This is a genomic window from Methylomonas sp. MED-D (assembly GCF_050276835.1).
GTDB classification, from domain to species: domain Bacteria; phylum Pseudomonadota; class Gammaproteobacteria; order Methylococcales; family Methylomonadaceae; genus Methylomonas; species Methylomonas koyamae_A.
Genome location: NZ_CP189965.1, coordinates 1,306,086 through 1,328,950, shown reverse-complemented (window position 1 = coordinate 1,328,950; position 22,865 = coordinate 1,306,086). Strand labels below are relative to the sequence as shown.

25 protein-coding genes are annotated in these 22,865 nt (G+C 56.7%); 14 read left to right on the top strand and 11 right to left on the bottom strand.

Translation table 11 applies throughout. The features are described from left to right. Positions 1-137: 137 nt before the first annotated feature. The 8 genes from ACQE3E_RS05815 to rpmH form a co-directional block, all read right to left on the bottom strand. Positions 138-683 (bottom strand): endonuclease domain-containing protein, encoded by a 546-nt coding sequence (locus tag ACQE3E_RS05815; RefSeq protein WP_083385857.1) that lies wholly within the window; start codon positions 681-683, stop codon positions 138-140. A 19-nt stretch (positions 684-702) separates the two neighbouring features. After that, on the bottom strand, positions 703-930 hold the full coding sequence (locus tag ACQE3E_RS05810; protein ID WP_071157430.1) for an addiction module protein: 228 nt from the start codon (positions 928-930) through the stop codon (positions 703-705). A gap of 49 nt (positions 931-979) precedes the next feature. Then, on the bottom strand, positions 980-2,956 hold the full coding sequence (locus tag ACQE3E_RS05805; protein ID WP_427501310.1) for a type I restriction-modification system subunit M: 1,977 nt from the start codon (positions 2,954-2,956) through the stop codon (positions 980-982). A 119-nt stretch (positions 2,957-3,075) separates the two neighbouring features. Beyond that, positions 3,076-4,416 carry a tRNA uridine-5-carboxymethylaminomethyl(34) synthesis GTPase MnmE gene (gene mnmE / locus ACQE3E_RS05800; RefSeq protein WP_427501309.1) on the bottom strand — a complete coding sequence of 447 codons (1,341 nt, stop codon included), beginning with the start codon at positions 4,414-4,416 and terminating at the stop codon, positions 3,076-3,078. 5 nt (positions 4,417-4,421) lie between these two features. Beyond that, positions 4,422-6,125: a membrane protein insertase YidC gene (yidC, locus tag ACQE3E_RS05795; protein WP_427501308.1), complete on the bottom strand. Its 1,704-nt coding sequence runs from the start codon at positions 6,123-6,125 to the stop codon at positions 4,422-4,424. Positions 6,126-6,130: 5 nt separating this feature from the next. Beyond that, a complete protein-coding gene (yidD, locus tag ACQE3E_RS05790) occupies positions 6,131-6,352 on the bottom strand; it encodes a membrane protein insertion efficiency factor YidD (RefSeq protein WP_082885318.1) in 222 nt (73 codons plus the stop codon). Continuing rightward, positions 6,334-6,702, bottom strand: coding sequence for a ribonuclease P protein component (gene rnpA, locus ACQE3E_RS05785; protein ID WP_082885317.1), 369 nt, complete (start codon positions 6,700-6,702; stop codon positions 6,334-6,336). The genes yidD and rnpA overlap by 19 nt, the downstream gene beginning before the upstream one ends. Further along, entirely contained in the window at positions 6,703-6,837 is a 135-nt protein-coding gene (gene rpmH, locus ACQE3E_RS05780) for a 50S ribosomal protein L34 (protein ID WP_064024743.1), read from the bottom strand. Positions 6,838-6,992: 155 nt separating this feature from the next. Here rpmH and ACQE3E_RS05775 point away from each other — a divergent pair, with 155 nt between their 5' ends. From ACQE3E_RS05775 to ACQE3E_RS05725, 11 genes are all read left to right on the top strand, one after another. Next, complete coding sequence (locus tag ACQE3E_RS05775) at positions 6,993-7,385, top strand: glycine zipper family protein (protein ID WP_064024741.1); 393 nt, start codon at positions 6,993-6,995, stop codon at positions 7,383-7,385. A gap of 39 nt (positions 7,386-7,424) precedes the next feature. Beyond that, positions 7,425-8,423, top strand: a complete 999-nt coding sequence (locus ACQE3E_RS05770) for an inorganic phosphate transporter (protein ID WP_231883529.1) — start codon at positions 7,425-7,427, stop codon at positions 8,421-8,423. Positions 8,424-8,436: 13 nt separating this feature from the next. Continuing rightward, positions 8,437-9,078, top strand: coding sequence for a DUF47 family protein (locus tag ACQE3E_RS05765; RefSeq protein WP_168032227.1), 642 nt, complete (start codon positions 8,437-8,439; stop codon positions 9,076-9,078). 170 nt (positions 9,079-9,248) lie between these two features. Then, entirely contained in the window at positions 9,249-9,857 is a 609-nt protein-coding gene (locus ACQE3E_RS05760) for a glutathione S-transferase N-terminal domain-containing protein (RefSeq protein ID WP_197471694.1), read from the top strand. Then, positions 9,854-10,237: a ClpXP protease specificity-enhancing factor gene (locus ACQE3E_RS05755; RefSeq protein ID WP_064024737.1), complete on the top strand. Its 384-nt coding sequence runs from the start codon at positions 9,854-9,856 to the stop codon at positions 10,235-10,237. The genes ACQE3E_RS05760 and ACQE3E_RS05755 overlap by 4 nt, the downstream gene beginning before the upstream one ends. Before the next feature lie 142 nt (positions 10,238-10,379). Continuing rightward, a complete protein-coding gene (locus tag ACQE3E_RS05750) occupies positions 10,380-10,757 on the top strand; it encodes a 4a-hydroxytetrahydrobiopterin dehydratase (protein WP_281022557.1) in 378 nt (125 codons plus the stop codon). A gap of 10 nt (positions 10,758-10,767) precedes the next feature. Beyond that, positions 10,768-12,027, top strand: coding sequence for a formylmethanofuran dehydrogenase subunit B (locus ACQE3E_RS05745; RefSeq protein WP_427501307.1), 1,260 nt, complete (start codon positions 10,768-10,770; stop codon positions 12,025-12,027). A gap of 9 nt (positions 12,028-12,036) precedes the next feature. After that, the gene (locus ACQE3E_RS05740; RefSeq protein ID WP_313728738.1) at positions 12,037-13,701 is read left to right on the top strand and encodes a formylmethanofuran dehydrogenase subunit A; all 1,665 of its coding nucleotides are present in this window, start codon (positions 12,037-12,039) and stop codon (positions 13,699-13,701) included. Further along, positions 13,698-14,594: a formylmethanofuran--tetrahydromethanopterin N-formyltransferase gene (gene fhcD, locus ACQE3E_RS05735; RefSeq protein ID WP_313728739.1), complete on the top strand. Its 897-nt coding sequence runs from the start codon at positions 13,698-13,700 to the stop codon at positions 14,592-14,594. The genes ACQE3E_RS05740 and fhcD overlap by 4 nt, the downstream gene beginning before the upstream one ends. After that, the gene (locus tag ACQE3E_RS05730; RefSeq protein WP_281022553.1) at positions 14,591-15,409 is read left to right on the top strand and encodes a formylmethanofuran dehydrogenase subunit C; all 819 of its coding nucleotides are present in this window, start codon (positions 14,591-14,593) and stop codon (positions 15,407-15,409) included. The genes fhcD and ACQE3E_RS05730 overlap by 4 nt, the downstream gene beginning before the upstream one ends. Before the next feature lie 40 nt (positions 15,410-15,449). Further along, positions 15,450-16,301, top strand: a complete 852-nt coding sequence (locus ACQE3E_RS05725) for a radical SAM protein (RefSeq protein ID WP_313728740.1) — start codon at positions 15,450-15,452, stop codon at positions 16,299-16,301. Here ACQE3E_RS05725 and ACQE3E_RS05720 read toward each other — a convergent pair. The 3 genes from ACQE3E_RS05720 to ACQE3E_RS05710 all read right to left on the bottom strand — a co-directional run bounded on the left by ACQE3E_RS05720 (position 16,298) and on the right by ACQE3E_RS05710 (position 17,917). Then, entirely contained in the window at positions 16,298-16,552 is a 255-nt protein-coding gene (locus ACQE3E_RS05720) for a hypothetical protein (protein WP_071157281.1), read from the bottom strand. The two genes, ACQE3E_RS05725 and ACQE3E_RS05720, sit on opposite strands and share 4 nt — an antisense overlap. Positions 16,553-16,655: 103 nt before the next feature. Then, positions 16,656-17,582 carry a hypothetical protein gene (locus tag ACQE3E_RS05715; protein WP_313728741.1) on the bottom strand — a complete coding sequence of 309 codons (927 nt, stop codon included), beginning with the start codon at positions 17,580-17,582 and terminating at the stop codon, positions 16,656-16,658. Positions 17,583-17,713: 131 nt separating this feature from the next. Further along, positions 17,714-17,917 carry a cold-shock protein gene (locus ACQE3E_RS05710; protein WP_064030983.1) on the bottom strand — a complete coding sequence of 68 codons (204 nt, stop codon included), beginning with the start codon at positions 17,915-17,917 and terminating at the stop codon, positions 17,714-17,716. 263 nt (positions 17,918-18,180) lie between these two features. Here ACQE3E_RS05710 and clpB point away from each other — a divergent pair, with 263 nt between their 5' ends. The 3 genes from clpB (at position 18,181) to phoB (ending at position 22,865) form a co-directional block, all read left to right on the top strand. After that, positions 18,181-20,754 (top strand): ATP-dependent chaperone ClpB, encoded by a 2,574-nt coding sequence (gene clpB, locus ACQE3E_RS05705; protein ID WP_313728742.1) that lies wholly within the window; start codon positions 18,181-18,183, stop codon positions 20,752-20,754. Positions 20,755-20,983: 229 nt separating this feature from the next. Next, the gene (locus ACQE3E_RS05700) at positions 20,984-22,036 is read left to right on the top strand and encodes a glyceraldehyde 3-phosphate dehydrogenase NAD-binding domain-containing protein (RefSeq protein WP_064030986.1); all 1,053 of its coding nucleotides are present in this window, start codon (positions 20,984-20,986) and stop codon (positions 22,034-22,036) included. A gap of 136 nt (positions 22,037-22,172) precedes the next feature. Continuing rightward, positions 22,173-22,865, top strand: coding sequence for a phosphate regulon transcriptional regulator PhoB (gene phoB, locus ACQE3E_RS05695; protein ID WP_064030987.1), 693 nt, complete (start codon positions 22,173-22,175; stop codon positions 22,863-22,865).

Genomic DNA, 22,865 nt, shown 5'->3' with positions numbered 1-22,865 from the left:
GACGGGGTTTTCACGGCGGTCTGTCTTTTCTGTCAGCAAACGAAGGTTATGTTTTAGACGCTTCACCTCCCAATGCGCCGGCACCTCACCCAACCATTCGACGCCGCTATCCTTGTAGCTTTCGTAACGCGGAAAACTCATAAGCCGTCGTCCCCTCTCCCCCACCCCCTCTCCCGCAAGGGGAGAGGGGAGTTAGGCTGTTCCGCATTAATGGGGCATTGGTTGCACTCGACGCTATTTTTTATCGATGTCAGATCGGTAAACGCAGAATTCGGGCCTTGATCTTGAATATAACCAGCGCCCTTAGCCCCTCTCCCTTCACGGGAGAGGGGTTGGGGAGAGGGTGTGTCCACATATTGACTACAAGCATCCAGAATGACAGCCAACACCCCTTCGGTATTAGTCAAAATGTCATTATTCCAAAATCGCAATACGTTAAAACCTTGGCTCCTTAGCCAATTATCCCGGTGTGTGTCATATTCGATCTGCTCTTTATGTTGCCCTCCGTCGGCTTCCACGATCAAGCGGGTTTGAAAGCAAACGAAATCGACAATGTAATTGCCAAGTGGTTGCTGCCTTTTAAATTTGAATCCATGCAATCGCCCTGCCCGCAAGTGCAGCCACAACAGGCGTTCGCAATCGGTGGCGTTTTTGCGTAGCTCGCGGGCATATTCAAGGTTCATTTCATTCCTAAACGGGCATTCAATGCGTATTTCGTAACTTGCTCATCAGCTGAGTATGCGACAACGGCGTTACCGCGCCACTCTCCATTTCGCTATCGCGGTTTTTTGCCAAGGTGATAGCTTCATCATCTGACAACTCCTCTGCCAGATAAGGGGGATCAAGACTCTCCCAAATGGTTTGGGCCAGTATGGCTCTATCGTGCGAGTTAAGTTTTAACACTTCACTGGCCAGTTGGTCGATATTCATAAAAAACCTCTGCTAACAAGTTATTCAGGCTACGTGTGCTAGGTTAACGTTACGCGCTCAAGCCGGCAATCATCTTTAATATTCTATCGGTGCATTGTTTGAGGTCCGCATCAATCGCGGCCAAGTCGCGCGGCGGCTCGAACACATAGAAATGCCGGTTGAAGGGGATCTCGTAGCCGACCTTGGTTTTATCGTGGTCTATCCACGCATCCGGCGCATGCGGCAGCACTTCGCGCTGGAAGTAGCTTTCCACGTCTTCATTGAGCGGCACGTTTTCGGTGTCGCGCAGCTCGGAATCCACTATAGGCTTTCCCTTCACATCGTATGAAATTGGCGCATTGGGGTCTTTGATTCCACAACCCTTAACAAAAAAATTAATATCTGCGGCTGTTAATTTAATGTCTAGCGATTTAGCCGTAGCTTTCAAATCCGTAGAGAAGGATTGCTGATCTGACCAAGCGTTATTGCAGGTCGTAAATAAAGTTGCAGCGATCCTTTCAAAACTTCTCATGTCATAGGCTGCATTAACCGCCATTGACGAACGGCTATTTAAAAGTGCCTTCAGATACCTTTCATTGATTTCAAACCTCATGCGTAACGGCCGCTCGACGGTGATGGTGCGATAGCCAAAATCGCTGTTCTTGAAGATAAGGGAAATCGGCTTCTTGCCATCACTGGCCTCGATGAAGTGCCCGAATAAACGGGTGATTTCGGCGATATGCTCGTCAGACAATTCCTTACGCTTGGAGCCGAGACTTTTGCGCATCTTTTGCCAGAAACCGCTGGCATCGATCAGTTGCAGCTTGCCTTTGCGGTGTTCCGGTTTGCGGTTGGAGAGTATCCAGACATAGGTGCTTATGCCGGTGTTGTAGAACATATCGGTCGGCAAGCCGATGATGGCTTCGACCAAATCGTTTTCCAGCACATAGCGGCGGATTTCGCTTTCGCCGGAACCGGCACCGCCGGTGAACAACGGCGAGCCGTTGAGAACGATGCCGAAACGGCTGCCGCCGTCTTTCGCCTGGCGCATCTTGCTGATCAGATGCAGCAGGAATAACAAGGAGCCGTCCGATACGCGCGGCAAACCGGGTCCGAAGCGGCCGTTGTAGCCTTGTTTCTCGTGTTCGTTGCGGATGTCTTTTTCGACCTTTTTCCATTCCACTCCAAACGGCGGATTGGACAGCATATAGTCGAATTTCTTCAGGAGATGGCCGTCGTCGGAAAAGGTATTGCCGAACACGATATTGGCGACATCCTGGCCCTTGATCAGCATATCGGCTTTGCAAATGGCGTAGGATTCCGGATTGAGTTCCTGGCCGAACATGGTCAAACGGGCTTGCGGATTATGCTCTTCCAGATATTCGCCGGCGACCGACAGCATGCCGCCTGTGCCGGCCGTCGGGTCGTAAATGGTGCGCACCACGCCGGGCTTGGCCAGCATGTCGTCGTCCTCGATGAACAGCAGGCTAACCATCAGCTTGATGACTTCGCGCGGGGTGAAATGCTCGCCGGCGGTTTCGTTGGAAATCTCGGCGAATTTGCGGATCAGTTCCTCGAACACCAATCCCATTTGGCTATTGCTGACGGTTTCAGGGTGCAAATCCACATGGGCGAAGCGTTCCGTGACCAGATACAGCAGCCCGGATTTGGCGAGGCGGTCCACTTGGGTGTAAAAGTCGAAGCGCTCGAAAATGTCCCTGACCTCCACCGAAAAGTCTTGGATATAGGCAATCAGGTTTTCCTTAATATGGTCCTGATCGCCCATCAGCGTTTTCATGTCCAGCGGCGACGTGTTGTAGAAACTCTGGCCGGCCTTGCGCAGCAGGAAAGGCGCAAGGTTGATGCCGAGACTTTGTTTGTCGGCAAACTCGGCCAACACCGCTGGTTTCGTGGCTTCCAGCACGCAGTCCAAGCGGCGTAGCACAGTAAACGGCAAAATGACCTTGCCGTAATCGGATTGCTTATAGTCGCCGCGCAGCAGATCGGCAACCGACCAGAGCAAGGCGGAAAGGGATGAGTGGTTCATCGGGTCTTGTCCTTATTGATATTTCCGAAAGCGGTTTCCGACCGGGTCGCTGACCATAATCATTCAAAGGCCCAAGCCGGCGATTTTAACGCCGCCTCCCCGACTGACGCGGAGCACCATTATTTTCCGATACAGAAACTCGAAAAGATTTCGCCCAACAGGTCGTCGGACGTGAATTCGCCGGTAATGGCGGACAGGCTGGCTTGGGCTTGCCTAAGTTCCTCGGCGACCAACTCGTGGGCGGCGGCCTGGAGCTGCGCGGCGGCGTTGGCGACGGCTTGCTCGGCAAGTTGCAAGGCCCGTAGATGGCGGGTGCGGGCGGCGAAGGCGCCGTCGCCGCCTTCGACGAAGCCCATGCTGTGTTTTAAATGCGCCTTCAGCAAGTCCAATCCGGCGCCGGTCTTGATCGACAAGCGGATTTCGCAACCGGCGGCGGTCTCGACCAGGCTAGGCTCGCCGCCGAGCAAGTCTAGTTTGTTGTAAAGCCGGGTCACGTTGGCGCGGGCCGGCAGCTCGCTAAGCGCCGGCTCGGCGTCGGGATCGGTGCTGTCGATCAACAATAACACTCGGTCGGCCTTGGCGATTTCGGCGCGGGCGCGGCGAATGCCTTCCTGCTCGACCGGATTGTCGCTGTCGCGCAGACCGGCGGTATCGATGACGTGCAGCGGCATGCCGTCGATCTGGATGCGCTCGCGCAGTACGTCGCGGGTGGTGCCGGCGATCTCGGTGACGATGGCGGCCTCATGGCCGGCCAGTGCGTTCAACAAGCTGGACTTGCCGGCATTGGGTTTGCCGGCCAGCACCACGGTCATGCCGTCGTGCAACAAGCGGCCTTGTCGGGCGCCGCGCGCGATCGCGGCCAGTTTGTCCTGTAATCGGGCGATGCGTTGGGCAACCACGCCGTCGCCGAGGAAGTCGATTTCTTCGTCGACGAAGTCTATCGCGGCTTCGATGTACACGCGTAGTTCGATCAGTTCGTCGATCAATTCGTTGACTTGGCGGGAAAACTCGCCCTGCATCGATTGCTGGGCGGCTCTGGCGGCTTGCTCGGTACCGCTGCTGATTAAATCGGCGATGGCTTCGGCCTGAGCCAGATCGATTTTGTTGTTCAGAAAGGCGCGCCGGCTGAATTCGCCGGCCTCGGCCAAGCGGACGCCCAGCGCCAGGACGCGGCGCAACAGCATGTCCAAGACCACGCTACCGCCGTGGCCATGCAGTTCGACGACGTCTTCGCCGGTAAAGGATTTTGGCCCTGGAAAATACAGCAGCAAGCCGCTGTCGACGACGGTGCCGTCGGCGGCGATGAAATGCGCGTAACGGGCGTAACGGGGAGCGGGTAGGGATTTGCGGGTCAGACCGGTAGCGACCGAGCCGGCCGCCGGACCCGAGATGCGGATGACGCCGACGCCGCCGTTACCGGGCGGCGTGGCGATGGCGGCTATCGTGTCGCCGTCCCGCATCGGACTCAATGGGCGTGCGCGTCTTCTTCAAGCACGTGCTTGGTGATGTACCACTGTTGCAGGATCGACAAACTGTTGTTGCAAATCCAGTAAAGCACCAAGCCGGACGGGAAGAACAGGAAGAACACGGTGAACACGATAGGGAACATTTTCATCACCTGTGCTTGCAGCGGATCGATCGGCGCCGGATTCAGACTTTGCTGAATCTTCATGGTGATGCCGTAGACGATGGGCAGCAAGTAAAACGGGTCTTGCGCGGACAGGTCTTGTATCCACAGCGCGAAGTCGGCCTGACGCAATTCGACGGTCTCGATCAGCACCCAGTACAGCGAAATGAACACCGGAATCTGTACCATGATCGGCAAGCAACCACCGAGCGGATTGACTTTCTCCTTCTTATACATCGCCATCATTTCGGTGTTGAAGCGCTGTCTGTCGTCGGCGTAACGCTCTTGCAAATCCTTCAGGCGCGGCTGAATCTTGCGCATTTTCGCCATCGATTGATAGCTGGCTTTCGACAGCTTGAAGAACAGCAGTTTGATGAACAGGGTCACGCCCATGATCGCCAGGCCCCAGTTGCCAATGTAGCCGTGGATTTCGTTGAGCAGCCAATAAATCGGCTTGGCGATGACGGTCAGCCAACTGTAATCGACGGTCAGCTCCAGGCCGGGCGCCAAGGCTTCCATGACCGGTTGGATCTTGGGACCGACGAACAACTTGGTCTTGAACGAGCCTTCGCTATTGGGTTGAACGTTCACATCCGGCGAGTAGGAGCCGATCACGTAGCGCGCGTCGTTCAGCGCCTTGGTGTAGTAATGGTTTTCCTGATCCGCCGCCGGAATCCAGGCCGCCGCGAAGTAATGCTGAATGAATCCGCTCCAACCGCCGGTCGCGGACACGGCCAGATTGTCTTCGGTCATTTCTTCGTACTTGACCTTCTTGAACTTCTCCTTGTCGGTATAAATCACGCCGCCCGAGTAGGTACGAATAAAATTGTTGTTGCTTTTATCGCTATGCTCGACGCGCAACAATTGCTCGTATTGGCGTCCGGACCACGCGGTCGCGGACTGATTGACGATTTTTTGTTCGACGTCGACCGCGTAACTGCCGCGGCTGAAGGTAAAGGTTTTAACGACGCGCAGGCCTTGCTCGTTGGTCCAGGTCAGCGGCACGATCAATTGGTCCTGACCGTCGGCCAAGGTATAGTCGGTGCGCTCGGCGCTGAATACCGCATGGTGATCGGGCGCGCTGGAAGAGTTCTGGTTGGCGACCAGACCGGTTTGGGCCAGGAACAGGTTTTCGGGATTGCTGTCGAACAGACGTATCGGGGCCAGATTTTTCTCGGGCGCGGGCAAGCCGATCAAAGCCCACGCTTTTTGGACGACGGTATTGGTTTTCTCATGCGGGTAATTCAGCAAATCCAGATTCCGTAGCGTACCGCCCTCGACGTCGATTTCCAACTCGTACACATCGGTTTTGACTTTGACGACCCGGTCCGCCGCGACGGCTTGAGCGGTCAGCTGGCCGGCCGGCGTTTGCGCCGCATCCGGGGATTGCTGAACGTTGCTCAGCCCGGCGTCGCCGGCAACAATGGGCTTGTCGGAAACGATCGCCCGCGGCTTGGGGCCATAATCGATCTGCCACGCCTCCCACAGCATGTAGGAGATCATCAACATCGCCATGACAAGTACAAATCTAATGTTATCCATTGTTATTACTCAAATTTTTCTGGGACAGGATCGATGCCACCCGGATGGAACGGGTGGCATTTCAATAATCGTCTAAGCGTGAGATATGAGCCTTTGGCGGCGCCGTGACGCTGGATCGCCTCCAAGCCATAACTTGAACAGGTGGGATAAAAACGGCATCTGGGCCCCAGTAACGGGCTTATGAAGTACTTGTAAACCTTGATCAGGGTTATGAGCAGGAATCGCATCGATTTACCAATTTAAGCCAATGCCTTTCCAAGGACTTCCTCAATACCGGCGAGGTTGCATTTGCTGCATCCCCCCGAGCCAAAACAACGATATCTATGCTGACGATATGTTGACGCTGCAATCTAAAGCTTTCCCTGACAGCCCTTTTGATGCGGTTCCGCGCGACTGCTGTTTTTATTGTTTTTTTTGCGATCGCCAAGCCCAAGCGCGCATGCGCCAGGCCGTTGAAAGTCGCCAATACCGTAAAGTATTTATCGGTCGACTTTACGGGATTGCTAAATACATTTTTATACTCGGCGGGCGTCCCTAACCGATACCGAGCGGGAAAACCGTGTTCTTGGGCCGACAATTAAACCGTCAGCGATGCGCGGCCTTTTGCTCTGCGCGCATTCAACACTTTGCGGCCGCCGACGGTAGCCATTCTGGCGCGGAAACCGTGAGTTCTGACGCGTTTGATTTTGCTGGGTTGGTAAGTTCTTTTCATAGTTATTGCCTCGGGATAAAACGGATAAAAAAGGCTGCGAATCATACGTGATGAAACGAACCACTGTCAATTTGCCGTGTCGGATTCCCAAACCATCCAAAATCGGCTACGCTCTTTTTGGTCTGTCACCATCAGCGACTCAGGGAGTCCAAATCATGAAAAACTTATCGTTCGCCGCAATCGCGGCTTCCGCGTTTGTATTGACGGCTTGCGCCACCGCGACCGGCTGGACGCCGACCGTGGATACTTATAACGACCCCAACGCCGCGCGGCTCAACCAGGACATGCAGGAGTGCCAGCAACTGGCTTCGCAATCGTCCCCGGCGGTAAAGGATACCGCAACCGGAGTCGCCGTGGGCGGTTTACTCGGCGCGGCCGGCGGCGCGGCGATCGGCGCGGTCACCGGCAACCCCGGCGCCGGCGCGGCGATCGGCGCGGCGGCGGGCGGCATCGGCGGCGGCGCGATGCAAGGCGTTCAGTCCGACGACCGTTACAAAAACGCTTACCGCAGCTGCCTGAGACAGCGCGGCCATAACGTCCTCAACTAAACCACTCGCTACTTGGAGGCTTACTTACCCGTTGTCGCCGTGGCCATCGGCGTCGTTCTGGCGTTCGATTACACCAACGGCTTCCACGACGCCTCCAACATCCTTTCCGGTGTCATCGCTTCCAGAGCGATGACACCGCTTCAGGCCATGTTATTGGTCGCTATCTTCGAATTTCTCGGCCCGTTGCTGGGCGGCACCGCCGTCGCCGATACCGTCGGTTCTTTGCTGGATTTGTCCGTGCCGCCGCGCCCGGTCGGCCTGACCGCCGTTCTGTCCGGATTGGCCGCGGCGGTGGCGTGGAATTTTTTCACCTGGTGGCGCGGACTACCGTCGTCTTCCTCGCATGCGCTGGTAGGCGGCTTGATCGGCGCGGCCCTGGCCTCCTCCGAGCCGATCCCGATGGACTGGGGAATCGCAGCCCTCCTCCACGGCCGCATCCAAGGCTTTGCCAAGGTGTTGCTGGCACTGTTTCTGTCGCCGTTCCTGGGTTTCGCGGTCGGATTCGCGCTGCAGCGCGCTACGATGTTCCTGCTGCGCGCCGCCCATCCGTCCATCAACCGCCGCCTGTGCCAAGCCCAATGGCTGACCGCCGCCGGCTTGGCGTTCTGCCACGGCGCCAACGATGCGCAAAAAAGCATGGGCATACTGACTCTGTTGCTGCTGCTCAGCGGACAAATCGCGACCTTTCAGGTGCCGGTGTGGGTAATGGCCGCTTGCGCGACCGCGATGACGGCCGGCGCCCTAACCGGCGGCTGGCGCATCGTCCGCACCTTAGGATTTGCGATCTATAAAATTCGGCCGATACACGCCTTGAACTCGCAACTGACCGCCTGCTCGGTGATTGCGGCTTGCTCGATGCTAGGAGCGCCGGTTTCGACCACTCACGTCGTCGCGTCAGCCATTACCGGCATCGGCGCCTCGGACCGGCCTAGACAGGTACGCTGGGGCAAGGCCGGCGAAATCGTGCTGGCCTGGTTGATCACGATTCCCGGCTCGGCGCTACTGGCCGCGTTGATCGGCCGACTCGCCCAAATCTAACCCTCTTACCGACATGTCCGACTCGCAAAACCGTTTAGCCGCGCGGCTGTTTCAGCGCATTTTTCCGAAAACCGCCGACTTCTACCTGTTACTGCACCAGCAATGCCAACAAGTGTGCATCACCGTAGACAATTTGGTCCGCTACATGAACGAGGAAAACCCGCAAGCCGACGAAATGTTGAAAAAGGACGAGCACGATGCCGACCGAATCCGAATGCGTAATTTGCACGAATTGAACAGTTCGTTTGCCACCCCGATAGACCGCGAAGACATTTACCGGGCCATCGCCGCGCTCGACAACATCGTGACCTATTGCAAGAGCACCTATAACGAGATGGAGGCTCTGCAATTGAATCCGGACGATTATTCGAAGGCGATGGTCGCGGAATTGCAGATCGGCATCAAAGCCCTCGAGCAAGGCTTCTCGGTATTGGGCAAGCGCCCGCGCGACGCCGAAACGCACGCGTTCGCCGCGCGTCATTCCGAACGCCGGGTCGAAAAGATGTACCGCAAAGCCATTGCCGAATTGTTTCAGGGCCAGGACTATCTGGATATGTTCAAGCGCCGCGAACTATACCGCCACCTGTCCAACGCCGCCGACCGGGTCCACGCGACCGCCAACATCCTCGAAGACATCATCGTCAAGCTGGGCTAATGCCCGTCTCCGCCAGCGCCGAAGCCGGAAATTTCCTGGCCTCGACGCCCGCCCGGCGCCCTGGGGCCGCCACAATTCGCCAGGCAACCATGCTACAATTCCGGCGGTTAGAATCGTGTTCAATTAATGAGGTTCACTTCGTGGCAAACATTAGCAGCCGAAAATCCGCAATGACTCTTTTTAGCTCGCCGAATTGCATCATGAGCCATTGCGCCCGCCTCGTTGTTCACGAAAAAGGCGTTCCCGCCGACATCGAATATTTCGATCCGACCGACCCGCCCGAAGACCTGCTGGAACTCAATCCGAACGGTAATGCCCCCACCTTCGTGGAGCGCGATCTGGTGCTGTACGACGCCCGCATCATCATGGAATATCTGGACGAGCGTTTTCCACACCCGGCCTTGCATCAAATGGACCCCGTCTCCCGCGCCAACGCCCGAATGCTGATCAAACGCATCGATCAGGATTGGTATCAAATGCTCGAGGAAGCGCAACTGCAAGGCGACAAACGCGCCGCCAAAGCCAAGAAAGTTCTTAGGGAAAGTCTGCTGGCGGCCGCGCCGGTTTTCGATGCCACCACTTATTTCATGGGCGAGGACTATTCGCTGATCGATTGCGCGATGGCGCCTTTTTTATGGCGCCTGGGCAGCGTCGGCATCGACATCAGCTCGCTAGGCAAGGGTATCACCGCTTACGCCAACCGGCTATTCGCGCGCAAGGCCTTTCAGGACAGCCTCAGCCACGACGAAAAAGAACTCATGCAAAGCCAAACCAAATGACGCCACTAAAACCCTACCTGATCCGCTCCATTTACGAATGGATTTTGGATAATAGTCTGACACCCCATCTATTGGTCAACGCCGAACACCCCGGCGTCGTGTTACCCACCGACTTCGTCGAGGACGGCCGCATCGTCCTGAATATTCGCCCCGAAGCCATACAAGGCTTGACCCTGGGTAACGAGGAAGTCCAGTTCAACGCCCGCTTTTCCGGCAAGGCCATGCACATTGTGGTACCCACCAAGGCGGTGCTGGCGATTTACGCGAAGGAAAACGGCAAGGGTATGGTCTTCGACCCGGAAGATCAAGACGACGAAACGCCGCCCAGCGCCCCTGAACCGACACCGCCGCAGCGTCCGCAATTGCGGGTTGTGAAATAGCCTCCGGCCAAGCCGCGCTCGCCGCCCCGCGTTCCAGCCACGTCCGATAGTGCTGCGCCCCCTCGGAATTCGGGCGATTCGGCTAAAGACACGATTAACACGGTGCGATAGAATGCCGGGCTAGTTTCGACGGGGAGCTGTGATGACGCACGACACGCCCAAAGTTTTTAGCGACGCCGAAATCGTCGAGCGTTTGCAACGCGAACTGCCGCATTGGTATTACGAAAACGGCTGGATACGCCGCAAGTACAAGACCTCCGGCTGGAAAGCGACATTGATGGTCGTCAACGCTGTCGGCCATTTGGCGGAAAAAGCCTGGCACCACCCGGACCTGACAGTTTCCTATGCGTTCGTGATCGTCAAACTGGTCACTCACGCCGCCAAGGGCGTTACCGACAAGGATTTCGCGCTGGCGAAAAAAATCGAGGACGTCGTGCAATGGGATGCCGCCGCCGAATCCGGTGGTATTTTCGAAGGTACGCCGGACGACCCGCGTTTCAAATACATTAAAAAAGACTGAGGACAGCACGATGACTGAAATCACCGAGGTACCCAGCCCGTTCTGCGGTATTGGCACCGACGACTTGGCGATCCGGGTGGATGGCTTAAGCTTGCAAGTAGCCGCTAACGGTTGCGCGGTCAACACGCCGGGCTTCGAGCAGCCGATCACCGACACCTCGCCGCGTGTTGGCGGCCAGGCTGTTGATCTAGATACAGCGGTTGCCAAGGCAGCGGCGCTGTTGCGCGACACCCAACAACCGGTCATCACCGGCTGCGCCACCGACGTCAACGGTATGCGCGCTCTGTTGGCGCTGGCCGATAAATCCGGCGCAGTGGTCGATAGTTCCGCCTTCAATAATGCCCGCCGCAATTTGCTAGCCTTGCAGGATTCAGGCTGGATGAACACCACCTTGGCTGAACTGAAAAACCGCTGCGATGTATTGCTGATCGTCGGCACCGATTTGGAAGGCTTCGCGCCGCGTTTCTTCGAGCGCTATCTGTGGAACGCCGAGTCCATGCATTTGGCCGACACCGCCAGCCGCGAAATCATTTTCCTGGGCAAGGCGCCATCCGGCGAAGCCTCGACCTCGCCGACCGGCAAGAAGGCCCAAGTGCTAACTTGCGCCGACGCCGATCTACCGGATGTCGTTGCGGTATTGGCCGCGCTGGTCAAAAAGCAACCCGTAGTGGTTCAATCGGTTGCCGGCATTGCCGTCGCCGATCTGCAAACGATTGCCGACCAGCTGAAAGCCGCCCAATACGGCGTAATCTTATGGGGTGCCGCCGCGCTGGCCTACGACCACGCCGAATTGACCGTGCAAGCCCTCTGCAACATCGTCAAGGATATCAACCTGCAAGGCACCCGCTGCTCCGGCTTTCCGCTCGGCGGCCGCGAAGGCGACCAGACCGCCAACCAGGTGTGCGGCTGGACTACCGGCTACCCGGCACGGGTCAATTTCGCCCGCGGCTATCCGGAATACGATCCGTTTCTATACGACAGCCAGGCCATGCTGAATAACGGCGAAGCCGACAGCTTGCTGTGGGTCAATGCCTTCAATGTTAAGGCCGTGCCACCTAAAACCGCGTTGCCCACCATCGTGGTCGGCCGCTCCGGCATGGTGTTCGAACAAGAACCCGACGTGTTTATCCCGGTCGGCACGCCCGGCATCGACCATGCCGGCCACGCTTACCGACTGGACAACGTGGTGGCGATTCGTCTGAAAAAACTGAGAGACTCCGGCCTGCCCAGCACCGCCGAGGTGCTGCACGCCATTGAACAAGCCCTTTAGGATACCGACATGCTGATAAAACTCACAGGCGGCACCGTTTACGACCCGGCCAGCGGCATAGCCGGCCAGCAACAAGACCTCTTTATTCAAGACGGCCGCATCGTCGATGCGCCAACAGACGGCCGGCCGGTCGATCAAGAATACGACTTGCGCGGCAAGGTGGTGATGTCCGGCGCGATCGACATGCACACGCACATCGGCGGCGGCAAGGGCAACATTGCCCGCACCCTGTTGCCGGAAGACCACCGCTTGGACCCGGTACATCGTACCCCGGTCACCCGCTCCGGCAACGGTCATGCGATGCCCAGCACCTATGTGGCCGGCTACCGTTACGCCGAAATGGGCTACACCGCCTGTTTCGAACCGGCCGTGCTGCCAATCAACGCCCGCCAGGCGCACATGGAGATGGGCGACACGCCGATCGTCGATAAAGGCGGCTACGTGATGCTGGGCAGCGACGACTTCTTACTGCGCATGCTGACCGCAAAAAAAGACCAAAAAGCCGTCAACGATTACGTGGCCTGGACCTTGAATGCGGCCAAAGGCATAGGCATCAAAGTCGTCAACGCCGGCGGCATCAACGCCTTCAAATTCAACCAGCGCAAACTGGATTTGGACGAGAAAAACAGCCACTACGACGTCACGCCACGGCAAATCCTGCAAACCCTGGCCCGTGCGGTCAAGGAACTGGGCATCACGCATCCACTGCATGTCCACGGTTGCAACCTAGGTGTACCCGGTAACCTGGAAACCACTTTGAACACGATTCAAGGCATCGAAGGCTTGCCGATGCACTTGACCCACATTCAGTTCCACAGCTACGGCACCGAAGGCGATTTCAAATTTTCGTCCGGCGCCGCGCAAATCGCCGAAGCGATCAACCAAAACAAAAACATCAGCGCCGACGTCGGTCAGATTCTATTCGGCCAAACCGTCACCGCCTCCGGCGACAACATGCGCCAACACGCCAATCACCGCTTCGCCAGCCCCAACAAATGGGTGTGCATGGACATCGAATGCGATGCCGGCTGCGGCGTGGTGCCGTTCAAATACAAGGACCAAAATTTCGTCAACGCCTTGCAATGGGCGATTGGTTTGGAAATCTTCCTGCTGGTCGAAGACCCGTGGCGGATATTCCTGACCACCGACCACCCCAACGGCGCACCGTTCACCAGCTACCCGCATTTGATCCGCTTGCTGATGGACCGCAGTTTCCGCAACGACATGCTGGCGACTATCCATCCGGAAGCGCAGAAAATGACCACGTTGGCTTCGATCGAACGCGAATACAGCTTGAGCGAAATCGCCATCATGACCCGCGCCGGCGCGGCCCGCATTATCGGCTTGAAAGACCGCGGCGCATTGAGCCCCGGCAACTTCGCCGACATCACCGTCTACACCGAAAACGCCGACCGCCAAGCGATGTTCACCAAGCCGGATTACGTGTTCAAGGACGGCGAATTGGTGGTCAAAGACGGCCAAGTCGTAAAAGTCACCTGGGGCACCACCCACATCGTCAAACCGGAATACGATCTGTCGATAGAAAACGAGTTGAAACCGTATTTCGATAAATACCTGACCATGAAACTGGGCAACTTTAAAATCAGCGACGACGAAATAAGCGAAGACGGACGCGGAAGTTTGACGGCGCATCCGTTGAGAGGTGCAGCATGATCATTAATGGCGTAACCATCGACAAAACCTTCGCCGAAGCCTTCCCGATGAAGGCGACGCGGGCGATTATTACGGCCCAGAACGAGAAGTGGGCGATGATTTCCGCGCAAGCCATGACCGGCTTTGCCACCTCGGTAATTGCCTGCGGCTGCGAGGCAGGCATAGAGCGCGTGTTGAGCCCGGACGAAACCCCGGACGGGCGCCCCGGCGTATCCATCATGATTTACGCGATGGGCGGTAAGGGCCTAGCCAAGCAATTGGAAACCCGTGCCGGCCAGTGCGTGTTGACCTCGCCGACATCAGCCTTGTTCGCCGGCATCGCAGGCGGCAAGCCGATTCCGCTGGGTAAAAACCTGCGCTTCTTCGGCGACGGCTTCCAGATTGCCAAAAAAATCGCCGGCAAGCGCTACTGGCGGGTGCCAGTGATGGACGGCGAGTTTCTGACCGAAGCCACTACCGGCATGGTCGATGCGGTCGGCGGCGGCAATTTTCTGGTGTTAGCCGAATCGCAACCGCAAGCCCTGGCGGCTTGCGAAGCGGCGATCGACGCGATGAAAAAAATCCCCAACGTGATCATGCCCTTCCCCGGCGGCGTGGTGCGTTCCGGCTCCAAGGTCGGCTCCAAATACAAAGCCTTGAGTGCGTCGACCAACGATGCCTTCTGCCCGACCTTGAAGGGCGTGACCAAGACCGACCTGTCGGCGGAAATCGAGTCGGTGATGGAAATCGTCATCGACGGTTTGTCCAAAGAAGACATCGACAAGGCGATGCGAGTCGGCATTCAAGCGGTCTGCGAACTGGGCGCGGCCAACGGTATTAAGCGCATCAGCGCCGGCAACTACGGCGGCAAACTCGGCCCGTTCCACTTCCATCTACAGGAGATCATGGCATGACCACGTTGACCTTCACTCTGATAGAGACGCCACTGCCGGTGCAACGCGTCGATATGTCACCGCTGGTCTGCCAAAAATTGGCCGGTTTGAGCCTGGACCAGATCGCCGCGATCGAATTGCAGTCCGGCAAACGCAAACTGCGGGTCGATCAATTGTTTCACATTAACGGCAGCAATCCCGACGACATCAGCATCGTCGGCAGTACCGATAAACTGGATTTCATCGGCAAGGAACTCGCCAACGGCAGCATCAGCGTGCAAGGCGACGCGGGCGCTTATTTGGGAATGCAAATGAAGGGCGGCACGATTTCGGTGATCGGCGATGTCGGCATTTACGCGGCTTGCGAAATGAAAAACGGCCTGATCCAAATCGAAGGCAATGCTGGCGATTTCGTTGGCGGCGCATTACCCGGCAACAAGCAAGGCATGAAGGGCGGCACGGTTTTGGTCAAAGGCAGTGTCGGCCAGCGCTGCGGCGACCATTTGCGCCGCGGCCAGATTCTAGTCGAAGGCGATGCCGGCGACTATTGCGGCTCCCGCATGGTGGCCGGCACGATCGCGGTGATGGGCAAGGTCGGCCGTTACGCCGGCTATGCAATGCGCCGAGGCACCTTGTTGCTGTGGAATCAACCGCAATTGCCGGCCACCTTCAATGATTGCGGCTCGCATACCCTGGCATTTCTGCCCATGTTGTTCGCGTCGTTCAAAACCCTGAACTCCCGCTTTGCCGACAACGGCGTCGCTTTCAACCGGGTCAGACGCTTCGGCGGCGACATGGCGGAAACCGGACGCGGCGAAGTGTTGGTCAAGCTATAAAATCGCAGACTCCTAGCCGATTTCGTTCCTTGCCGGAGATATGGTTAGACCGCTAACCACCGCCAACCACGACCGCGACAGTGCCGGGCTAAAATACGTGTATCCGGTGATGTCGCGGCGGGCGGGCGGGCTATCGATAGGCATCAACTTCAACCCAAATAACGCTTGCAACTGGCGTTGCGTGTATTGCCAAGTCCCCAATCTTACTCGCGGTGCCGCGCCCACCCTGGATTTCGAGGTACTCGAACGGGAATTGCAGGGCTTTTTGGAGTGGGTGTTACATGGCGACTTTTTCGATGCTTACGATGTCGCCGCCGAACAGCGCGTCGTCAAGGACATTGCGATCTCCGGTAACGGCGAGCCGACCAGTCTAAAATCCTTCGACCGAGCCATCCGCCTGATAGGAGCGATCGGCGTGGAAACCGGCATATTGCCGGCCGGCAACTTGGTATTGATCAGCAACGGCAGCCTGGTACATCAAAAACCTGTCCAAGCCGGACTAGCCGAATTGGCGAATTGCGGCGGCGAACTTTGGTTCAAGCTGGACAGTGCCACTAGCGCTGGCCGAAACTTGCTGAACCACGCCAAATTGAGTCAAGCCAAGCTGATCGAACATCTGCAAATCGCCAGCGATTTATGCCCAACCAAATTGCAAACCTGTATTTTGCATTATCGACAGGCTTGGTCCGAGGCCGAAAAAGCCGCGTATTTGGCCTTGCTGGCGGAACTGAAATCCAGAAACATTAAAATCGCGAAGATACTGTTGTACAGTCTGGCTCGACCGTCGTTGCAACCGGAGGCAGGTGAGTTGAGAGGCGCCGATTTAAGTGAAATGACGAGTTTTGCCGCCGACATCGAAGCGCTGGGCTACGATGTCGGCGTCAGCCTTTAGGCTTTGACGTCGAGAAGAGCCCCGACCATTTTTTCGTGGGTCTTCAGTAATTTGACGCCTGCGGAATTCTCCAGCTCGGCTTCCTTCAAACTGACGATAGGTTTAAACAATTCGGTCGGCGCGATATCTTGCGAGCCGCCGACTTCGTCTTTTTGGACAGGCAACGTAGCGATGGTTTGAGCGGCCGTGGCCGCTTTCTGCTGAGCGTTGCTGATCAGGTTGGTGGCACTATTCAGTACATTGCTAATCATGGCGTACCTCCTGCAAATCAAGTTTGCATCATACCGCTAGTCATAGCGGCCGCCTAGGCGGAAACTTGAATTTCCGGTGGTTTATCCAATGACGATCACAAAGTCAGCGACGGAACCTATCGAACAGTTTTTTGTAAACGTCCAGTAAAACCGGCAAGCCGTGCTGATTGAACAGCCGCCAAGCGTAACCGACCAACCGAATCAACCCGCTCATCGCGCGTTCCACCGCGCGGTCGCCACCCAGTTGCTTGAATTTGGCTTCGACAATCCTACTCCATTGCGGCTTGGGCTCGCCTTGGCTATCAACAAACACTTGGTTGTACGCCCACATTTCCAACACCGAAACCAACCACATAAACCCAAAAGAGATGGCCATGCCGGCACCGGCAAATATCACCAGCCAGGCAAACATCGGATTGAGCTTAGTCAACCACCACGACAAAATATCCACCAGCAGAAACACATAGGGCATGCCGATCGCGATCGACTTGTATTTCAGCGTACTGGTCTCGGAAAAGCTAAAGATTAGTCCGACCAACATAAAGATAAAGCTAATGCCGAACAAGTGGATATGCGACACCCTGGTCAGCGAGGTGAACGTGGCGCCTTCGTCTTCCTTGGCCAATTCCTTTAAGACGTTGAAGTCGCTAAAGTCCGGCAGCGAAGCCTCTTTGTTGTGGCACATCACACAGCGGCTCTCGATGATTTTATCGATACCGTCATCGACAAAATCATCCTTGTCGGCACCGTCCCGCACCCATTGGATGATGGCAAACCGCTCTTTCTCCGAGGCATTGTCCTTCATCGAGCCGTTCAATTTCGTCTCCAGCATCGTGCCGGACCGATTCCCGTAGTAACTATAAACGATGTCGTCTATCGACAAGCCGAACTTGCCGTCGGCCAAACCGTGCGTAAACAGAATCTGGATCAGCGCGACCAGATAACCCACCGCGACCGTTGTCAAATAACCGGTAAACAACACCTTAACGGGGATATCCAACTGCCTTAACGTAGAAAATTCGCGGGCCATGCGGTCCTCCGGGAGAAGTGAAGGTTTATTATAACTGTGTTAAAACTCGAGATTTTGAAATAGACTGTTAACGATTGACAAAAAAAAGGCCCTTGCGAACAAGAGCCTGTTTCGATTCTTCCGAAACTGAATTATTTCGGCTGAACGTTGGCGGCAGTCAGGCCTTTGGGACCGGATTCAATTTCAAATTCCACCGATTGCCCAGGGGACAGAGTCTTAAACCCTTCGCCCAAGATCACCGAATGGTGGACGAAAACATCTTCCTTACCTTCGGAAGGCTCGATAAACCCAAACCCTTTGGTGTTGTTGAACCACTTTACAGTGCCTGTTGCCATACAAAAACTCCTACGAATTAAAACCAAAATTTACCCGAACAAACCGCCGCGCTCACGGATTTCACCCGTCGAGCCACGTCATTTCGGCGAATCGAGTCTCGGCATTGTACTGTGATTTATTCGGCATGACCACTGAGCACGACCACACCGCCATCACCGGCCGGCCATTCAAAATATTAGCGATTTTTAATATATAGCCGCTTGAAATCGCTCGTCCACCGCCCCATCTCAGCGGCAACATCATTACAATCGAGGTACCTACCATGCGTATGGACAGACTCACCAGCAAATTCCAGCAAGCGCTCGGGGACGCTCAAAGCTTGGCTTTGGGCAAGGATCATCAGTTCATCGAACCGCTACACGTCATGCTGGCCTTGCTGGACCAGGAAGGCGGCAGCATTAAACCTTTGCTGCAACAGATTGGCGTACAGGTCAATACGTTTCGCGGCGATCTGCTGAAGGAAATCGACCGGCTCGCCAGCGTTTCCGGCGCGGGCGGCGACGTGCAAATTTCCAACGAACTGTCCCGGACGCTCAACCTGACCGACAAATTGGCGCAAAAACGCAAAGACGCCTACATCTCCAGCGAATTGTTCTTGTTGGCGGCGTTGGAAGGCGGCGGCACGCTACAAAACTTGCTGAAACGCGCCGGCGTGACCGCGCCAGCCGTCGAAAAAGCCATCGAAAATCTGCGCGGCGGCCAAGCCGTTAACGACGCCAATGCCGAAGATCAACGCCAAGCCCTGAAAAAATACACGATCAATCTGACCGAACGCGCCGAGCAAGGCAAACTCGATCCAGTAATCGGCCGCGACGACGAAATCCGCCGTACGATCCAGGTGTTGCAACGCCGCACCAAGAATAACCCGGTATTGATCGGCGAACCCGGCGTCGGTAAGACGGCCATCGTCGAAGGCCTGGCCCAGCGCATCGTCAACGGCGAAGTGCCGGAAGGCATCAAGGGTAAGCAATTGCTGTCGTTGGACATGGCGGCGCTGATCGCCGGCGCCAAGTTTCGCGGCGAATTCGAGGAACGCCTGAAAGCGGTGCTCAACGACATCGCCAAACTCGAAGGCCAGGTGATTCTGTTCATCGACGAACTGCACACCATGGTCGGCGCCGGCAAGGCCGAGGGCGCGATGGATGCCGGCAATATGCTCAAGCCGGCCCTGGCACGCGGCGAACTGCATTGCGTCGGCGCCACCACGCTAGACGAATACCGCCAATACATCGAAAAAGACGCCGCGCTGGAACGCCGATTCCAAAAAGTCTTGGTCGACGAACCCAACGTCGAAGACACCATCGCCATCTTGCGCGGTTTGAAGGAACGCTACGAAATCCACCACAGCGTCGACATCACCGACCCGGCCATCGTCGCGGCGGCGATGCTGTCGCACCGCTACATTTCCGACCGGCAACTGCCGGACAAGGCCATCGACTTGATCGACGAAGCCGCCAGCCGGATTCGGATGGAAATGGATTCCAAACCGGAAGCGATGGATAAACTCGACCGACGCCTGATCCAGCTCAAGATCGAACGCGAGGCCTTGAAAAACGAAACCGACGCCGCCTCGAAAAAGCGTCTGGAAACCTTGCAGGACGAGATCGGCGAACTGGAAAAGGAATATTCCGATTTGGATGAAATCTGGAAAGCCGAAAAAGCCGCGCTGCAAGGCACCGCCACGATCAAGGAAAGACTGGAACACGCCAGACTGGAGTTGGAAGCCGCCCGCCGCGCTCAAGATTACGCGAGGATGTCCGAACTGCAGTACGGCGACATTCCCAAACTGGAAAAGGAACTGGATCTGGCGTCGCAAGCCGAGATGCAGGAAACCACGCTGTTGCGCAGCAAGGTCACCGAAGAAGAAATCGCCGAGGTTGTCTCCAAATGGACCGGCATTCCGGTTTCGAAAATGATGGAAGGCGAGCGCGAAAAGCTATTGCGGATGGAAGACGAATTGGCCAAACGAGTGATCGGTCAGACCGAAGCCCTGAAAGCCGTCAGCAACGCGATCCGCCGCTCGCGGGCAGGATTGTCCGATCCGAACCGTCCCAACGGGTCCTTTTTGTTCTTGGGACCGACCGGCGTCGGCAAAACCGAACTGTGCAAGGCCCTAGCCGAGTTCATGTTCGACACCGAGGAAGCGATGGTCAGAATCGACATGTCCGAATTCATGGAGAAACATTCGGTCGCCCGCCTGATAGGCGCGCCGCCGGGCTATGTCGGCTACGAAGAAGGCGGCTATTTGACCGAGGCGGTGCGCCGCAAGCCTTACTCGGTAATTCTGCTCGACGAAATCGAGAAAGCCCATGCCGACGTGTTCAATGTGCTGCTGCAGGTACTGGACGACGGCCGTTTGACCGATGGCCAGGGCCGCACGGTGGATTTTAAAAACACCGTGGTGGTGATGACCTCTAACCTGGGTTCACAGATTATCCAAGAGTTGGCGGGCGAGGAGAACTACGGCGACATGAAAGACGCGGTAATGGACATCGTCGGCCAGCATTTTCGGCCGGAATTCATCAACCGGGTTGACGAAGCCGTGGTGTTCCATCCGCTCGGCCAGGGCCAAATTCGCGCGATCTGCAAAATACAGATCGACTTGCTACGGAACCGTTTGGCCGAAAAGGATATCGAGCTGGAGGTCAGCGAAACCGCGCTGGATTTGCTGGGCGAATCCGGCTTCGATCCGGTTTACGGCGCGCGACCGCTGAAACGGGCAATCCAACGCCAATTGGAAAACCGTCTGGCCAACGAAATTTTGTCCGGACACTACCTTCCCGGCGACACCGTCAAGGTCGATCGCGCGGCGGACGGCCTGACCTTCGGCAAATAACGCCAAGGGCCGGTCCGGAATGCTTTCCGCCGACCGGCCCGTTCCCACCGGGTTTCGACTATCCGCCCGGCCTTCGGCTTGACTAAATCGACGGCTTGCTCTAGCTTCAATCTGGCTTGCATATCAACAATAACAATCAAGCCACCGCCATGAATCCAAGTATCACACCTCGTAGTGCGCGACCGACGTTTGCCCTCTTCCTCGCGCACGACGCCGGAGGTTCGGAACGATGAGCTTACGCATCGGTATCGTCGGACTCGGACGCATCGGCGGCGGTGTGCTCCGCAACAATTTTCTGAACGACCCCGCGGGTCGCTTCGACATTCGCGTGATCTGCGACGTGATGCCGATCGACCACGTCGCTTACCTGATCGCCCACGACAGCACCTACGGCCGGCCGCCGTTCGCGGTGGATCACGACGGTACCGACTTGCTGTTGGGCGAGCAGCGGATACGCTATCAACGCGTCGATCGCCGCCGTCGGCCGCCGGAGAACGACAGCTTCGGCATGCTGCGGCCCTTTGACCTGGACGTGTTGTTCGACGCCACCGGTACCGCGGCGATCGGCGACTTCCGAGCCTTGCTCGATCAGCGCGTCGCCAAAAAAATCCTCTGCACCTGGAACGTGGCGGGTTGCGACCTCAGTCTGGTTTACGGAGTCAACCAAGACGATTACGATCCGGCGCGTCACCATGTCGTTTCCGCCAGCACCTGCACCGGCAACGCCATGGTGCCGATTTGCGACATTCTCGACCGCCACATCGGCATCGACTACGCCCGTATCGTCACGATCCACCCGGAATTGTCGGACCAAAAAGTCCTGGACGGCTACCACCCTTCTTCGCAACTCGGCCGGGCCTGCGCGGTATCCATCGTTCCCACCGCCACCAACGTGGCCAAATCGACCGAACTGGTGCTGCCTCGGTTGGCCGGGAAGCTGGAAGCCCTGTCCTACAGAGTACCGACCGCCATCGTCTCGGTGATCGACATCGCGGCGGTCTTGGCCAGGGATTCCACTCCGGAAGAAGTCGCCAGCCTGCTTTGCGAGTATTCGAATAATCGCCTGTCTGGAATCCTGTCCTGCGAATACGGCGCGTGGGGGCACCAAAAAGCCAGCATCGACTACCTGGCTAGCCCCTATTCGGCGATCGTCCTGATGAAGCATTTAAGCCTCGGCAACCGTCGTCACCTGGGTCTGGCCCTGATGCACGACAATGAGTTCGGCTATTGTTGCCGGGTTCTGGATGTACTGGGCGTGATGGCCGCCAACCCGCCCAGCTAAAGCCTCCGCCATCCTCCGTCAAGCCCGCGCTCGGCAGGCCCCTTACCGCGCCGGTCGATATTTTTTGTCACAAACAGGTAATATATCGCTGCTAGATTAGCTAAGTCGTTGCTACCTAGCCTTTTATGGAACCTATATGCCCAACTTGAACATCCTGGTTGTCGAAGATGAAGAAGCTATCAGGGAAATGCTGGCCATGGTGCTGGAACAAGCCGAATTTCAAGTCATCTCCGCCGGTAGTGCCGAACAAGCCATGCAAGCCCTGGCCGACAACCGGGTGGATTTGATCGTGCTGGACTGGATGCTACCCGGCATTAGCGGCGTCGAGCTGGCCAAGCGCTTGAAAAACGAACCGGGCTTCAAGGAACTCCCCATCATTCTGCTCACCGCCCGTAGCGAAGAAGAAGATAAAATCCGCGGCCTGGAAATCGGCGCGGACGATTACGTCACCAAACCCTTCTCCCCAAAAGAATTGGTTGCTCGAATCAAGGCGGTGATGCGGCGCAGCGGCAAATTGTCGGAATCCGGCCAACTCAGCGTTGGCGATCTAACCCTGGACACCGAACAACATCGCTTGATGATCGGCGGCCGCAGTTTGGAAGTCAGCCCCACCGAATTCAGGCTGATGCAATTTTTCATGACCAATCCCGACAAAGTCTACAGCCGCACGCATTTGCTGGACCAGGTCTGGGGCCGAAGCGTCTATATCGAAGAGCGCACCGTCGACGTGCACATCCGCCGATTGCGCAAAATTTTGGCGACCTACGGCCGGGAAGAACTGATCCAAACCGTGCGCGGCTTCGGCTACCGGTTTTCGATGGCGGATTGA